The sequence below is a fragment of the Methylomonas koyamae genome (genome assembly GCF_019669905.1).
GTDB lineage: Bacteria > Pseudomonadota > Gammaproteobacteria > Methylococcales > Methylomonadaceae > Methylomonas > Methylomonas koyamae.
The window spans coordinates 3,496,377-3,510,875 of the sequence record NZ_AP019777.1; the positions used below are offsets into that span (position 1 = coordinate 3,496,377).

The following is a 14,499-nucleotide window of genomic DNA, read 5'->3' on the forward strand; positions in this document are numbered from 1 at the left end:
CGAATGGGTGTGATCGAGGTTAAAGGTATGTTTTTCGGATTGAAACGGCCACCATTGCATTCGACGCGCATGAATCTATCACACGCGGTTATCGGCCTGCCCTTGGCAGATAAGGAAAGGCTCTGCGAAAAGCCGGACTAACGGCATTTTCCAGAGCCCTATTGCTTATTGTGATGGGGAGCCAACTATATCGGTCTTGGCGGTAGACCCGATTTCGATCAGCGCAGCCGTTGAACTTGGTCGGCGGCAAACACGATGGTTTCTTTGCCGGGCGTCGTGTCGTTGAAATCGATCGATGCCGGCCACAAGCCATTGAAGCTCCACTCCGCAATGGGTGTCATCGCCTGGTCATAGGCGATCAGTGTCGCATCGACCCGCGACCGGGCTGACCGTCCGCTGACAAACTGTTGTCGCCAAGTCCAAAGATCCATCGACTTGGTCAAACCTTTGCTGCAAGTAATATTTTTAACCGACAAGCGTCCGGGTATCTTAACTGTAAGGTTCTCTCCGCGCGCACTAACCCTGGTTTGCTCCACTTCGTTCTGCGAACCCATGCCTTTGCAATCCGTGAAATAAGTGGTGATACCGCCTGCGCTGAATTCGTAATAGACCAACGGGGCGGCATTATCTATGACATTCTCAACGGCGCCGCCGCTGGCTGACGAAACCATGAGCGCACCCAATAAAACGCTGATAAAACGGCTAGTTGTTTTCATGACATATCCTCAAAAAGTTTGGTAAATAACTATCCGGCTAAGCCTTAGCGGCGGCCGAACGGTTCGATAATTTGGTTTAGAAGAAAGCCACCGATCCGATGTTTAAACAATCTGTCGTAAAAATCGATGAACTTCGACTTGTAGTCGCAAATGGAATGCCACTTTCCGAAAATCGGAGCAAAAACAGAATAAACCATTGAATAAAAACAATTATTTTTAAACCGCCATCGACAAACAACACCGCCAATACAGTCTATCGCCCACGGCATATCGTTTTTTGCACGAAATATCGTAAAACTTCGAGAGGTTAGTTGGTCTGGCTTGCTGACCCTTCGTACCCAGCGACGTAAAAGCTATCGAATAATGGCGTAAGCGGAGAGCGGTTCTGGCGGAAACTGGATAGAGATACAGGCAAATCCAAGTTCATAAAGAGGCATTGCCCGCTTAAACGCCCCCCATTGCAACTGGAAATTTCGGACGTGCTTGGCTTGAGTGGGGCTTTTGCTGGGGCTTCACTCAAGCCGGATTTCTTAATACTCGCCCGCACAAAGCTAGGCGGTCGCGCCTCTACTGTTTGCGGCGGTCAAACCAGCATACTGAAATACCGCTCGGCATCGGCGGCCACCTGGCGCAGCAGTGGTTCGGGAAGGCTGGGACTTTGGCTGAGCGATACGGCTTGCAAAACCAGCGTGACCTGCTCGGCCTCCAACAGGCCGCGTGGCACGATGTCGGCGTAGAGCCAGACCGCCGCTGCGTTGACCGGCGGCGCGCGGTCCGCCCCGGCCAGCGCGGCGACCTTGTCGAGCAGGGCCGACGCCAGCAAATCCATCACGCCTGCGGTGCACTGTTGTTCCAGCAATACTTGCGCCGAGCGCAGTTTTTGCATGGCCGTCTCGTGCAGCGGATTGACCGGCGCCGGCTCGGCGGCGGCTTCGAACACGGTGCTCGATTCGGCCAACGGCGAGGCGCCACCCAAACGCAGCAAACCGCGCCAGGTGCGGCGGTCGATCACCGCGACCGGCAGGCCGCCGGCGGACAAGTTTTCGGCGGCTTCGTCGTCGCCTTCCCGCCAGCTTTCGACCACCACCAGCAAACCGCCGGCCTTGGCCAGCACGCGTTCGATGCGCGCGCCAAAAGCGGTCTGGATGCCGGCGACCGCCAGCCTAACGCTGTCTTCGTCGTCGGAGCCAGTTTCGGTCGGCACATGGACGGTAGCCGGACGAGGCTGTTCCGCTTCGGTTTCCGGAACCACAAGCGGCTCGGGCGCCTCCACCCTGGCCGCATCGTCAGCCGGCGCACCGCCCGCCAAATCGTCGACCAGGCTTTCCAGCATTTTCTTGGACAGGCCAACCACGTCTTCGCTGGCATCCGGCTCGATGACGTTGTCGAACAAATCGCGCTTGCCCTTCACCAACTGGGCGACGCGCTGCTCGTAGGAATCCTCGGCCAGCAAAATGAAAATCTGCACCTTGTGTTTCTGGCCCAGACGGTGAATCCGGGCGATGCGCTGATCCAGAATCGCCGGGTTCCACGGCATGTCCAGGTTGACCAGCACCGTCGCTTCCTGCAGATTCAGGCCGGTGGCGCCGGCGTCGGTGGAAATGAACACCTGTATCGAGTCGTCGTTACGGAAACGCTCCATCAGCTCGCCGCGCTGGCTGCTCGGCACGCCGCCGTGCAGGCGCACGCAACCCAGGCCCATGCCGCGCGCCAGCGACTCGACCATCTCGGTCATCAGCGCCCATTGCGAGAACACCACGGCCTTGCGGTTGCTTTGCAAACACAGCTCTTCCAGCAAGCGCGCCAATTCGTCGAGTTTCGGCGAACCGACGGTTTCCTTGTCCACCAGTCCCGCCGCGTTGCAGGCCATCCGCGCTTGTTGCAATGCCGCCAACATGCGATTGCTCTCGCCCGGCGTCAGCGGCCGGCGTTTGGCGATTTGCGCGATCTGGCCGGCGGCGTGCATGGCGGCCTCGTGCAAACCCCATTGCGCATCAGACATCGCAATGTCCAGCGTCACCTCGGTGCGGTCCGGCAACTGGTCGGCGACCAGACTACGGTCGCGGCGCAGCAACACCGGCGCAATGCGGCGGCGCAGTTCCGACAGATTGCGGTAGCCGATGACCTTGCCGCGCTCGTCGGTGACGTGAAAATCCAATAAACAACGCCACAGCGGCCCCAGTACCCGCGCGTCCACCAGTTGCAGCAGGCTGTACAAATCCTCCAGGCGATTTTCCAGCGGCGTGCCGCTGAGCACAAACACGTAGCGGGCCGGAATCAGTTTGACGGTCGAGGCCAGTTTGGTACGCCAATTCTTGATGCGCTGGGCTTCGTCGAGGATCAGTAAGTCGGGTTTGAGTTCTTCGCCGATCAGACTCAGGTCGCGCAGCACCAATTCGTAGTTGAGGATGAAAAAGCTCGCGTCGGCGCGGTATTGCACGCCGCGTTGCTCCGGGCCGCCGCTGACGATTTGGGTGGAAAGGCCGGTGAACTTGGCGATCTCCCGCGCCCATTGGTGTTTCAACGACGCCGGGCATACCACCAGGATGCGCTTGACACCTTCGTGCTCGGCCAACCAACTGCCAGCGGCGATGGCTTGCAAGGTCTTGCCGAGGCCCATGTCGTCGGCCAGCAAGCCCCGGCCGCGCGCCGCCAAAAACGCCACGCCGTCGACCTGATACGGAAACAATTTGACCTTCAACCCCGGCAGCACGCCGTTGCCTTGCTTGATTTGCCGGGCGATTTCCTGGCCACGCAGCGCCTGAGCCGCGTCTTCGGCGACTTGCCGGACGTATTGCACGGCATCGTCGCCGAGCAGAAAATCCTCGCGGCCGTAAACGAGTTGCGAGAAGCGGAAGAAATCCTCCGGCAGGCGGCCCGAGAAGCGGTCTTGTTCGTCGAAGAACTCGGCCAGCAGCGCCGCCAAGTCTCCGGCCAGACTGGCGCGGCGTTGCAGTTTCAGCACCGGCCTAGTCGCCGACTCCCAGGCCAGATAGACGAAGGACAACCGGCAACCGGCGTCCTTCAGGCGTTGGTAATGCGGCTGCTTGCGGGCATGATGCAGCACCGCCTCGATATGCTTGCAGGTGCCGAGCCGGTTGCTGGCGAGATCGGGACAGGTGCAGTAATTGACGCGCTGGTCCAGCGAACGGATCTGCACCTGGTAGGAGCGCTGCCAATGCGTCGCCGACACCAACGAGGTGGCTTGCCAGGTGCCGAAACCCAGATTGCCGCTCAGCAATTTAACCCTGACCTCGTTGCGGCCCTTCTTGATCCGCTCTTGTATCGCCTCGTCCACCGCGCTATCCAGGCCGCTGGTGTCGATAGCCGCGAACTGGTCGGCATAGGCATACAGCGCGGCGACGGCATGGACGCAGGCAGTGGATTCTGGATGGCAATCGCAGCCCACCAACAGATTGCCGTCGCCGTCGTTCGCGAGTTCCAGCCAATATTGCTCGCCGTTTTCGTCCTCGACCTGAGCCGTCAGTCGCTCCTCTTCCCGCGCGACGCCAATCACCCGGTTATCGTTGAAATAGCGCAAGCCTTGCTTGATCAAATCGTCCGAGGCGATGGCGTGCAGGCGTTCGGTGTCGTAGAGGTAAATATCGTTGTCCATCGCAGGTCGATTACAGTTTTCGGAATGTCCGAGATTCTAACTGGACGGAACTGCAGGCAAAACTTAAATCCGCTGCCAGCGACGCCACCGCGCTGCTTGCCGCGGGCCGGCTGAAACCGTTACATCGGGCTCACCAGTCCGCCGCTAATCAACGAATAGCAAACGCCTCCGCCAGTTCGTCCGCAATCGCAACTAGCGTTGGCCGAATGCCGGATCGCCAATCCGGACTCAATCGGCCGGCAAAACATACTATAATGCTCGGTCATTTTTTCGAGCATAACCGCGCATACCAATGACGAGACGCAAAAACGCTGCCCAATTCGAAGAAGCCATGGCCGAACTGGAAAAGTTGGTCGAGCAGATGGAGCGCGGCGATATTACGCTGGAAGAATCGTTGAAATTCTTCGAACGCGGCGTCGGCTTGACCCGCACCTGCCAGCAAGCCTTGCAGGACGCCGAACAGAAGGTGCAGATTTTATTAGAAAAAAACGGCCAGCAAACTTTGGAGCCATTCACCGATGAGTAAGTTGAAAGAATATTTAGTCGCCTGCCAAAACCGCGTCGAACGCGCGCTGGATGCCAGGCTGCCGGGCGAAAACATTTTGCCGCAGACGCTGCATGCGGCGATGCGCTACAGCGTTTTGGACGGCGGCAAGCGCACGCGGCCTTTGCTGACCTATGCAACCGGCGTGGCAGTGGGCCTGAGCGAAGACGAGCTGGACGCCCAGGCCTGCGCGGTGGAGTTCATCCACGTGTATTCGCTGATCCACGACGACTTGCCGGCGATGGATAACGACGATCTGCGCCGCGGCAAACCGACCTGCCACAAGGCTTTCGACGAAGCGACGGCGATCTTGGCCGGCGACGCATTGCAAGCCCTGGCTTTCGATACCTTGGCAAACGACGCCGCCATCAAAGCCGGCGCGGAAGCGCGGCTGAGAATGATTGCCGCATTGGCCCGCGCCAGCGGCTCGCAAGGCATGGTCGGCGGCCAAGCCATCGATTTGGGCTCGGTCGGACGCAAACTGACGCTGCCCGAATTGGAAAATATGCACATCCACAAAACCGGCGCATTGATCCGAGCCAGCGTGAATCTGGCGGCGCTATCGAAGCCGGACCTGGATGCCGACGCCGCCAAAAAACTGGACCATTACGCCAAGTGCATCGGCTTGTCGTTCCAAGTCAAAGACGACATTCTCGACATCGAAGCCGACACCGCTACCCTGGGCAAAACCCAAGGTAAAGACGTCGATAACGACAAACCGACCTACCCCGCCTTACTGGGTCTGGCCGGCGCCAAGGAAAAAGCCCAGCAATTGCACGAACAAGCGGTGGCAAGCTTGGCCGATTTCGGCCCCGAAGCCGACCTGTTGCGGGATTTATCCTTGTACATCATCGAGCGCACCCATTAGACAAGCGCTTTCCCGCCGCCCTGCGTCCCCAAGGAAATAATAACAACATGACATCTTCCGGAAACTTCCCGCTACTCGACACCATTGCCGGCCCGACCGACATCCGTGCCCTGAAGAAAGAGCAACTGCCGCAGTTGGCCGACGAGGTGCGTTCGTATTTGACCCACACGGTCAGTATCTCCGGCGGCCATTTCGCCGCCGGCTTGGGCACGGTGGAATTGACCGTGGCGCTGCATTATGTGTTCGATACGCCGGTAGACCAGTTGGTGTGGGATGTCGGCCATCAGGCCTATCCGCATAAGATTCTGACCGGGCGCAAGGATAGGATGACGACGATCCGCACCCTCGGTGGGGTGTCGGCGTTTCCGTCGCGCGAGGAGAGCGAGTACGACGCCTTTGGCGTCGGCCATTCGTCGACGTCGATCAGTGCGGCACTGGGTATGGCCATCGCTTCGCAGTTGCGCGGCGAGGACAAGAAGATGGTGGCGATCATCGGCGACGGTTCGATTACCGGCGGTATGGCCTTCGAGGCGATGAACCATGCCGGCGATGTCAATGCCAATCTGTTGGTGATTTTGAACGACAACGAGATGTCGATTTCGCCGCCGGTCGGGGCGATGAATAATTATCTGACCAAGATTTTATCGAGCAAGTTTTATTCGTCGGTCAAGAAGGAAAGCAAGAAGGCCTTGTCCAGCATGCCCAGCGTCTGGGAATTGGCGCGCAAGGCGGAAGAACATGTGAAAGGCATGATCGTGCCGGGCACCTTGTTCGAGGAGTTGGGCTTTAATTATTTCGGACCGATCGACGGTCACGATCTGGAGATGTTGGTATCGACGCTGGAGAATCTGAAGGATTTGACCGGGCCGGTGTTCCTGCATGTGGTGACCAAGAAGGGTAAGGGCTACGCCCCGGCCGAGAAAGATCCTTTGGCTTACCACGGCGTACCGGCCTTCGATCCGACCAAGGATTTTTTGCCCAAGGCGGCGCCGTCGCCGCATCCGACTTATACCGAGGTGTTCGGGCGTTGGCTGTGCGACATGGCGGCACAAGACGAGCGGCTGTTGGGTATTACGCCGGCGATGCGCGAAGGTTCGGGACTGGTCGAGTTTTCGCAAAAGTTTCCGAAACGTTATTTCGACGTGGCGATTGCCGAACAGCACGCGGTGACCTTGGCGGCCGGCCAGGCTTGCCAAGGCGCCAAGCCGGTGGTGGCGATTTATTCGACCTTTTTGCAACGCGGTTACGACCAGTTGATTCACGACGTGGCTTTGCAGAATCTGGATGTGCTGTTTGCGTTGGATAGAGCCGGTCTGGTCGGTCCGGACGGCCCGACCCATGCCGGGGCGTTCGATTACAGTTATATGCGCTGCATTCCGAATATGCTGGTGATGGCGCCGGCCGACGAGAACGAGTGCCGGCAGATGCTGACCACCGGTTTCAAGCATAACGGCCCGGCCTCGGTGCGCTATCCGCGCGGCAAGGGTCCCGGTGCGGCGATCGATCCTGCGTTAACCGAACTGGAAATCGGCAAGGGCGAGATTCGCCACCAGGGCGGGCGGATTGCGATTCTGGCTTGGGGCAGCATGGTCGCACCGGCCAGCGAAGCCGGCAAGCAACTGGGCGCCACCGTCGCCAACATGCGTTTCGTCAAACCGATCGATGAAGACTTGATCCTGCAATTGGCCAAGACCCACGACGTGTTCGTCACGGTCGAGGAAAACGTGTTGGCCGGCGGCGTCGGCAGTGCGGTATTGCAATTCTTGCAACAACAGAAGATTCTGATGCCGGTGTTGAATATCGGCCTGCCCGACCGCTTCGTCGAGCAAGGTTCTCGCGAGGAACTGCTCAGCTTGGTCGCACTCGATGCCAAGGGCATAATGCAACAGATTGAAGCGTTCTGCGCTTGATAACGAGGTGATAAATGGACCGCTTACGTAATAAAATCCGCGATATTCCCGACTTCCCAAAACCCGGAATTATCTTTAAAGACATTACGCCGCTGGTTAAAGATCCGGCCACGCTGCGCTTGTCGGTACACCAACTGTTGCACCCGTTCTTGGGCCGGGACATTACCGCGGTAGCCGGTATGGAAGCCAGAGGCTTCATTTTCGGCTCCTTGGTAGCCTGGGAACTGGGCATTCCGTTCATACCGCTACGCAAACCCGGCAAACTGCCTTACGACGTTCAGAGCGTTTCTTACGATCTGGAATACGGCTCGGCGGAACTGGAAGTCCATATCGATGCCGTCGACAGCGACGATAGAGTGTTACTGATCGACGACTTGCTGGCAACCGGCGGCACGGCGAAAGCCAGTTGCGACCTGATTGAGAAATTAGGCGCCCAGGTCATTGCCTGCGCCTTTGTGGTGGAACTGGATTTTTTGGCGGGAAGAGAAAAACTGGCAGGCTACGAAGTACACTCCCTGTTGCACTACTAATTCAAGGAATCGAAAGACGCTTCCGTGCGTCTCTAAACAAAGTCAACGGCGTTTACGCCGAACTTTTTTTTTACTGCTGAACTCATCCATCTTTGCCGAGGCTTGCTCGAACTGAGACTCCGCTCTTGCGAACGAGCGGGACATATTGTCGAATGCGTCGGGTTCGGCCGCGGCGCTATCCACAACCGGTTTCAGACTGGATTGAGGCCCCAGCAAGTCGCTTCCGTTTGAAGATTTAGCTTTGTCCGCCGCTTTTTCGGATTTTGCCGGCTTGGCTTCGCCACCGATAGCGTCTTCGACGTCGATATCATAAATTTCGGCGGAGTGCTTGCCGTCGTTGACCAAATTTTGCCGGTATTGCAAAAACGATTCGCGAGTAAAGACGTAAGGGTCCAACGCCGCTTCGTCGATAAAATTCAACGCACCTTCGGCATTGGCCCGGTCGTTGATACCCTCAACAATGCCGGTACCAGGCACATAAGTACCAGGGTTAGCCGCCCTGTCGAGAATACTGGCTGAGCCGTCACGAATTGTAGTGGGACCTAAAATCGGCAGCACCAAATAAGCGCCCTGATCGACCCCCCAAACCGCCAACGTCTGGCCGAAATCCTCGACGTTGCCCTGCATGCCAAAACCGCTGGCAACGTCGAACAGGCCCAACAAACCAATGGTCGAGTTGGTCAAAAAACGGCCGGTATCGGACGCCCCTTGGCTAACTTTACCTTGCAGAAAATCGTTCAAAACGACGTTGATACCTTTCAAATTGGTGAAAAAATTTGTCACGCCGGTTTCCATGAAATCCGGAGTAATGAACTTGTACCCGTCGGCTACCGGCTTCAGCAGATATTTATCCAACCCCATGTTGAAACTGTACATGGAGCGGTTGAATCCTTCGTACGGATCGACCGAATTGGATTTGGGCTCGGCAATATTGGTGGTACCTAGATCTTTCGGCTCGGTGCTGGCGCAACCGCCGACCGATAACGCGCCGGAAAACAGCATGGCCCACATCAGACAGGCTTGGCTTTTACCTTGATTACAGGGGTTAAACATTACTCACAATTCCTGGCAAACTATTGTTTCGCGTAGCTTTCTATTTTTTCGTTGATTTTGGCGATCAATGCGTCGAAACCTTCCCTGCTTAAAACGCTGGTATATTCCGATCTTTTCAAGGCCAAATCGCTGACACCATCCGCTATTATATTGATAATTCGCCAGCCATCGTCCTTTTTCTTCATCATGTAGTCGAATTTGACGTCCTTCTCGCCGGGAATTACCAAATTGGTATGGATCACCACGCCGCCGCGGCCGGTCTCCTCTTCCGAGACGAAATTGAACGATTCCCCGGAAAAGTCTTTGAAGTTATGCGCATACGCGGAAACGCTGAGGCGACTGAAAACGGTCTCCAATTTTTCCTGCTGTTCCGGAGTCAATTCTTCCCATTGTTTGCCGACCACGATACGCGCGATCTTCGGCAAATCGTGGCTCTTTTTGACCAATACATCCAGCTTGTCGTAACGGCCGCTGAAGCCGAGCGTCTTGCCCTGCTTCATGATCGCCAGCAATTCGTTTTGAAACTCATCGACCACCTGCCTGGCGGTCTGTTCTTCCGCCGCCACCAGCGGAGAAAACACCAGCAACACCAGCAAGCTCAGTACGCAATACATTCTGTGGAACATAACGTTATCGAAACCTCATATTAAGAGCGGCCATTTTAAGACTCGACTTTGACCGGGATTTCCGAAATCGAGCTTTTTTTGTAGGTCATCACGAACTCGGGCTGTTTTTCCGGCAGCATGTCTCCGGACGTTTTCGGCCCGCGAATTTTAGCCAGTAAAGCCTTCAGCGGATTGGCCAAAGTATCCTCCACCGCAGTCGCTTCATAACCGCAATGAGCCATGCAATTCGCGCATTTGGGATTCTTGACGGTACCGTATTTATCCCACGGCGTAGAGTCCAACAACTCTTGGAAGGATGAGGCGTTACCTTCGTCGGCCAACAAATAGCAAGGTTTCTGCCAACCGAATACGTTACGGGTCGGATTGCCCCACGGCGTGCAGTCGTAGTTTTGGTTACCGGCCAGAAAATCCAGGTAAAGCGAGGAGTGGTTCAGCTTCCACTTGCGGGTTTTACCGATCTTGAATATGTCGCGGAATAAGTTTTTGACTTCCAAGCCTTTAATGAATACATCTTGGCGCGGCGCCCTCTCGTAGCTAAAGCCCGGAGCGATGGTTACGCCTTCCACGCCGAGTTCCATCGCATAATCCAGAAACTCCGCAACCTCTTCCGGCGTTTCGCCCTGAAACAGCGTGCAGTTGATCGTCACGCGAAAACCTTTGCTCAAAGCCAATTTGATCGCTTCCACCGCAATATCGAACACACCGTCCTGGCAGACGGATGCGTCATGGCGGTTTTTCAAGCCGTCCAAATGCACCGAGAACGTCAGATAAGGCGACGGTTTGTAATCGTTGATGCGCTTTCTCAACAATAATGCGTTGGTGCACAAATAGACGAATTTCTTTCTGGCAACGATGCCCTCGACGATTTGCGGCATCTCTTTATGGATCAAAGGCTCTCCGCCCGGAATCGAGACCATAGGCGCGCCGCACTCGTCGACGGCATCCAGGCACTCCTGAACGGACAGGCGCTTATCCAAAATGTCGTCGGGATAATCGATCTTACCGCAACCGGCGCAAGCCAGATTACATCTGAACAAAGGCTCCAGCATCAGAACCAAGGGATACTTTTTTACCCCTTTGATTTTTTGCTTGATCAGATAACTACCCACAGCCAATTGCTGACGTAAAGGAACACTCACGGCATTATTCTCCAAAAACTATCAAGACCTTCAGCTCCGCCGGCTGTTACATAAAAACAACAGCACTCGAGCCATGACTATCGCGAGCGCGCCCCGGCCAACAACCTTCGGCCCAAGCAAACCAGCGGGCGCACAACTAGATGTGGTAAGAATACTACTTTTTTACCCGACACTCCAGTCGAAATACGCAAAAAACAACAACATGCTGCGGCAGCCCGTCGCAAAACCACAATTTCGACCGCTTAAACGCCAACCGACCCAGCACCGAATATCAAAAAATTTCCTTTTTAAATCATAACAAAAGCACAAAAACCCAGAATTAAAATCGGAAAAACCAACACCGCTTCCGGCAAATTTGCCTTAACGCAACATCACTTTGCAAAACCCCAACAAACAGTCTATCATTGCCGCTACCGATAGTTAGACCAAAAAGTAAATGAACGGATTTCAATCACCCATCGACAACCCGGAATCGCTGAAACAGCTATCCGACCACGAACTTCAAGCCGTGCTGCTCGAAGGCGTTTCGCGTACGTTTGCGTTGACCATTCCGCAACTGCCGGAAGCGCTGTACCCGGCCGTGGCCAATGCCTACCTGCTGTGCCGAATTGTCGACACTATCGAAGACGAGGTTTCCCTCAGCCCGCCGCAGAAAAAGCGCTTTTGCGACAGCTTTATCGAAATCGTCAAAACCGGCCGCGGCGCTGATGCATTTGCCGACGAATTGGCGCCATTACTGTCCGCGCAAACCATTCCGGCCGAGCACAGCCTGATACGCCTAATTCCCCGCGTCATTGCCATCACTCATAGCCTGTCGGCCCCGCAAATCGAAGCCCTGGCTTGCTGCGTGGAAACCATGGCCCGCGGCATGCCGGTATACCAGGCCCTGGACCTGCACGCCGGCCTGAAAACGATGAAGGACATGGACGACTACTGCTATTACGTGGCCGGATGCGTCGGCGAAATGCTGGCCAAACTGTTCTGCCATTACTCGCCGGAAATAGCCGCGCACCGCGAAGAACTGTTGAAGTTATCGGTATCGTTCGGCCAGGGTTTGCAGATGACCAACATTCTGAAAGACATCTGGGACGACGCCAAACGCGGCGTATGCTGGCTGCCGCAAGATATTTTCGACGAAACCGGCTTCGATTTGGCCGATCTGACGCCGACCACCAACGACGAACGCTTCCGCAAAGGCCTGGAACGCTTGATCGGCATCGCTCACGGCCACTTGCAAAACGCGCTGACCTACACCCAGTTGCTGCCCAGCCATGAAACTGGCATCCGCAATTTCTGCCTGTGGGCACTGGGCATGGCGGTGTTGACCTTGAAAAAAATCAAACAACATCTGGATTTCAACGAATCCAACCAGGTCAAGATCAGCCGCAACAGCGTCAAGGCCACGATTATCGCCAGCAAATTATCGGCACGCAGCAACTGGCTGTTGTCACTGCTTTTCAATCTCACCAGCAGCGGCCTAAAAACCCCTGACTGGCAGTATTCACCCGTATCTCACACTGGACCATAAGGAATCGCCATGTTTACTGAAGCCCCTGTAGAGACCAGCAATCACGACTTTTCCCACCACAGCTCGGCGGCTGCCATCAGCCCGGGCAAAATCCAAGCCGCCATCGACCGGGCGCAGGCGAAACTGCTCAGCCTGCAGCATCCGGCCGGCTATTGGGTATTCGAACTGGAAGCCGACTGCACTATCCCGTCCGAATACATCATGATGATGCATTACCTGGACGACATTAACGAAGAGCTCCAGGCCAAGATAGCCGTTTATCTGCGCAGCCGCCAATCCGAGGACGGCAGTTATCCGCTGTTCACCGGAGGCCCCGGCGACATCAGCGGTAGCGTCAAAGCCTATTACGCATTAAAAATGGCCGGCGATGCCGTCGACGCGCCACATATGAAAAAACTGCGCGACTGGATTTTGAGTCAGGGCGGTGCGGCGCGCGCCAACGTCTTTACCCGAATCGCGCTGGCGATCTTCGACCAACTACCCTGGCGCGGCGTGCCTTACATTCCGGTGGAAATCATGCTGTTGCCCAAGTGGTTTCCTTTCCACCTGGACAAAGTGTCTTATTGGTCGCGTACCGTAATGGTGCCGTTGTTCATCCTGTGCACGCTGAAAGCCAAAGCCAAGAATCCGCATAATGTCGACATTCTGGAATTGTTCGTCGTACATCCGGACGAAGAAAAACACTACTTCCCGGAACGCACCTTCTTAAACAAATGCTTTCTGGCGCTGGATAAGCTGGGCCGCGTGGCCGAACCGCTGATCCCCAAGAGCATGCGCAAACGCGCCATCGACAAAGCCGTGTCGTGGTTTACCGAGCGCCTGAACGGCGAAGACGGCTTGGGCGGTATTTTTCCGGCGATGGTCAACGCCTACCAAGCCATGCTGCTGCTGGGTTTCCCGGAGGATCATCCCAACGTCGCGATCTCCCGCAGGGCCATCGACAAATTGCTGGTCGTCAAGGACGACTACGCCTATTGCCAACCCTGTCTGTCGCCGGTTTGGGACACGGCATTGGCGAGCATGGCATTGATCGAAGCCGACAAACACGGTAACGCCGGCCACCTGGAGAAAGCCAACGACTGGCTGAAAAGTGTGCAATTATCCGACGAACCCGGCGACTGGCGCGTCAGCAAACCCGATCTGGCCGGCGGCGGCTGGGCCTTCCAATTTGCCAATCCGCATTATCCGGATGTCGACGATACCGCGATCGTCGGTTTCGCGATGGCAGAATCCGAGCAAGACGGCCTGGATGAATCGATTCATCGCGCCACCCGCTGGATCGTCGGCATGCAATCCAAGAACGGCGGCTACGGTGCGTTCGATGTCGACAACACTTATTACTACCTGAACGAAATTCCGTTCGCCGACCACGGCGCGCTGCTCGACCCCCCGACCGTCGACGTCAGCGCCCGTTGCGCGATGCTGATGGCCCGCGTCGCCAAAGGCCACGACGAATACCGCCCGGCCCTGCAACGCACCATCGATTACATTCGCAGCGAACAGGAAGCCGACGGCTCCTGGTTCGGCCGTTGGGGCACCAACTTCATCTACGGCACCTGGTCCGCATTGCTGGGCCTGGAGCAAACCGACCTGCCAAAAACCGATCCGATGTACGTTAAAGCGGCCGCGTGGCTGAAAAGCGTGCAACGCGAAGACGGCGGCTGGGGCGAGGACAATCTGAGCTACCACGACGACGTCAAATACCGTGGTCGTTACCACTTCAGCACCGCCTTTCAAACCGCGTGGGCAATATTGGGCCTGATTGCGGCCGGCGAAGTGCACAGCAAGGAAGTCAAGGCCGGCATCGAGTTTCTGTTGCGCAGCCAGCAAGCCGACGGCGTCTGGAACGACCCTTGCTTCACCGCACCGGGTTTCCCGCGCGTGTTCTATTTGAAATACCACGGCTACGACAAATTCTTTCCGTTGTGGGCGCTGGCCAGATACCGTAACGAGCTGAGCAAGCACTAAC

The 14,499-nt window shown here is 56.3% G+C and carries 11 protein-coding genes; 6 read left to right on the forward strand and 5 right to left on the reverse strand.

What is annotated here, in order from left to right; genetic code table 11:
* Positions 1-218: 218 nt before the first annotated feature.
* Both MKFW12EY_RS15645 and MKFW12EY_RS15650 read right to left on the reverse strand, forming a co-directional pair.
* Entirely contained in the window at positions 219-716 is a 498-nt protein-coding gene (locus MKFW12EY_RS15645; RefSeq protein ID WP_221053338.1) for a phage tail protein, read from the reverse strand.
* A 583-nt stretch (positions 717-1,299) separates the two neighbouring features.
* Positions 1,300-4,332, reverse strand: coding sequence for a DEAD/DEAH box helicase (locus tag MKFW12EY_RS15650; RefSeq protein ID WP_054763114.1), 3,033 nt, complete (start codon positions 4,330-4,332; stop codon positions 1,300-1,302).
* 292 nt (positions 4,333-4,624) lie between these two features.
* Here MKFW12EY_RS15650 and MKFW12EY_RS15655 point away from each other — a divergent pair, with 292 nt between their 5' ends.
* The 4 genes from MKFW12EY_RS15655 to MKFW12EY_RS15670 are packed head-to-tail and all read left to right on the forward strand — an operon-like array spanning position 4,625 to position 8,184.
* Positions 4,625-4,858, forward strand: coding sequence for an exodeoxyribonuclease VII small subunit (locus MKFW12EY_RS15655; protein ID WP_054763113.1), 234 nt, complete (start codon positions 4,625-4,627; stop codon positions 4,856-4,858).
* Positions 4,851-5,744: a (2E,6E)-farnesyl diphosphate synthase gene (gene ispA, locus MKFW12EY_RS15660; RefSeq protein ID WP_064020938.1), complete on the forward strand. Its 894-nt coding sequence runs from the start codon at positions 4,851-4,853 to the stop codon at positions 5,742-5,744. The genes MKFW12EY_RS15655 and ispA overlap by 8 nt, the downstream gene beginning before the upstream one ends.
* 47 nt (positions 5,745-5,791) lie before the next feature.
* On the forward strand, positions 5,792-7,654 hold the full coding sequence (gene dxs / locus MKFW12EY_RS15665; protein ID WP_221053339.1) for a 1-deoxy-D-xylulose-5-phosphate synthase: 1,863 nt from the start codon (positions 5,792-5,794) through the stop codon (positions 7,652-7,654).
* Between the two features lie 14 nt (positions 7,655-7,668).
* On the forward strand, positions 7,669-8,184 hold the full coding sequence (locus MKFW12EY_RS15670) for an adenine phosphoribosyltransferase (protein ID WP_054763211.1): 516 nt from the start codon (positions 7,669-7,671) through the stop codon (positions 8,182-8,184).
* A gap of 42 nt (positions 8,185-8,226) precedes the next feature.
* Here the strand turns inward: MKFW12EY_RS15670 and MKFW12EY_RS15675 are convergent, their stop codons facing one another.
* From MKFW12EY_RS15675 to hpnH, 3 genes are read right to left on the reverse strand one after another with little or no spacing between them, the layout of a single operon-like run.
* Positions 8,227-9,237 (reverse strand): MlaA family lipoprotein, encoded by a 1,011-nt coding sequence (locus tag MKFW12EY_RS15675; RefSeq protein ID WP_221053340.1) that lies wholly within the window; start codon positions 9,235-9,237, stop codon positions 8,227-8,229.
* 20 nt (positions 9,238-9,257) lie between these two features.
* Positions 9,258-9,863 (reverse strand): ABC transporter substrate-binding protein, encoded by a 606-nt coding sequence (locus tag MKFW12EY_RS15680; RefSeq protein ID WP_054763210.1) that lies wholly within the window; start codon positions 9,861-9,863, stop codon positions 9,258-9,260.
* 35 nt (positions 9,864-9,898) lie between these two features.
* Positions 9,899-11,002 (reverse strand): adenosyl-hopene transferase HpnH, encoded by a 1,104-nt coding sequence (hpnH, locus tag MKFW12EY_RS15685; protein WP_064023399.1) that lies wholly within the window; start codon positions 11,000-11,002, stop codon positions 9,899-9,901.
* 436 nt (positions 11,003-11,438) lie between these two features.
* On the opposite strand from hpnH, the gene MKFW12EY_RS15690 reads away from it, so the two are divergent.
* Positions 11,439-12,530: a phytoene/squalene synthase family protein gene (locus MKFW12EY_RS15690; protein ID WP_054763209.1), complete on the forward strand. Its 1,092-nt coding sequence runs from the start codon at positions 11,439-11,441 to the stop codon at positions 12,528-12,530.
* Positions 12,531-12,539: 9 nt separating this feature from the next.
* The gene (gene shc, locus MKFW12EY_RS15695; RefSeq protein WP_054763208.1) at positions 12,540-14,498 is read left to right on the forward strand and encodes a squalene--hopene cyclase; all 1,959 of its coding nucleotides are present in this window, start codon (positions 12,540-12,542) and stop codon (positions 14,496-14,498) included.
* Position 14,499 lies beyond the last annotated feature (1 nt).

Bases quoted from the DNA above. Each gene is read 5' to 3' on its own strand.
- MKFW12EY_RS15645 (WP_221053338.1), bottom strand. From the start codon at position 716: ATGAAAACAACTAGCCGTTTTATCAGCGTTTTATTGGGTGCGCTCATG.
- MKFW12EY_RS15650 (WP_054763114.1), bottom strand. From the start codon at position 4,332: ATGGACAACGATATTTACCTCTACGACACCGAACGCCTGCACGCCATC.
- MKFW12EY_RS15655 (WP_054763113.1), top strand. From the start codon at position 4,625: ATGACGAGACGCAAAAACGCTGCCCAATTCGAAGAAGCCATGGCCGAA.
- ispA (WP_064020938.1), top strand. From the start codon at position 4,851: ATGAGTAAGTTGAAAGAATATTTAGTCGCCTGCCAAAACCGCGTCGAA.
- dxs (WP_221053339.1), top strand. From the start codon at position 5,792: ATGACATCTTCCGGAAACTTCCCGCTACTCGACACCATTGCCGGCCCG.
- MKFW12EY_RS15670 (WP_054763211.1), top strand. From the start codon at position 7,669: ATGGACCGCTTACGTAATAAAATCCGCGATATTCCCGACTTCCCAAAA.
- MKFW12EY_RS15675 (WP_221053340.1), bottom strand. From the start codon at position 9,237: ATGTTTAACCCCTGTAATCAAGGTAAAAGCCAAGCCTGTCTGATGTGG.
- MKFW12EY_RS15680 (WP_054763210.1), bottom strand. From the start codon at position 9,863: ATGTTCCACAGAATGTATTGCGTACTGAGCTTGCTGGTGTTGCTGGTG.
- MKFW12EY_RS15690 (WP_054763209.1), top strand. From the start codon at position 11,439: ATGAACGGATTTCAATCACCCATCGACAACCCGGAATCGCTGAAACAG.
- shc (WP_054763208.1), top strand. From the start codon at position 12,540: ATGTTTACTGAAGCCCCTGTAGAGACCAGCAATCACGACTTTTCCCAC.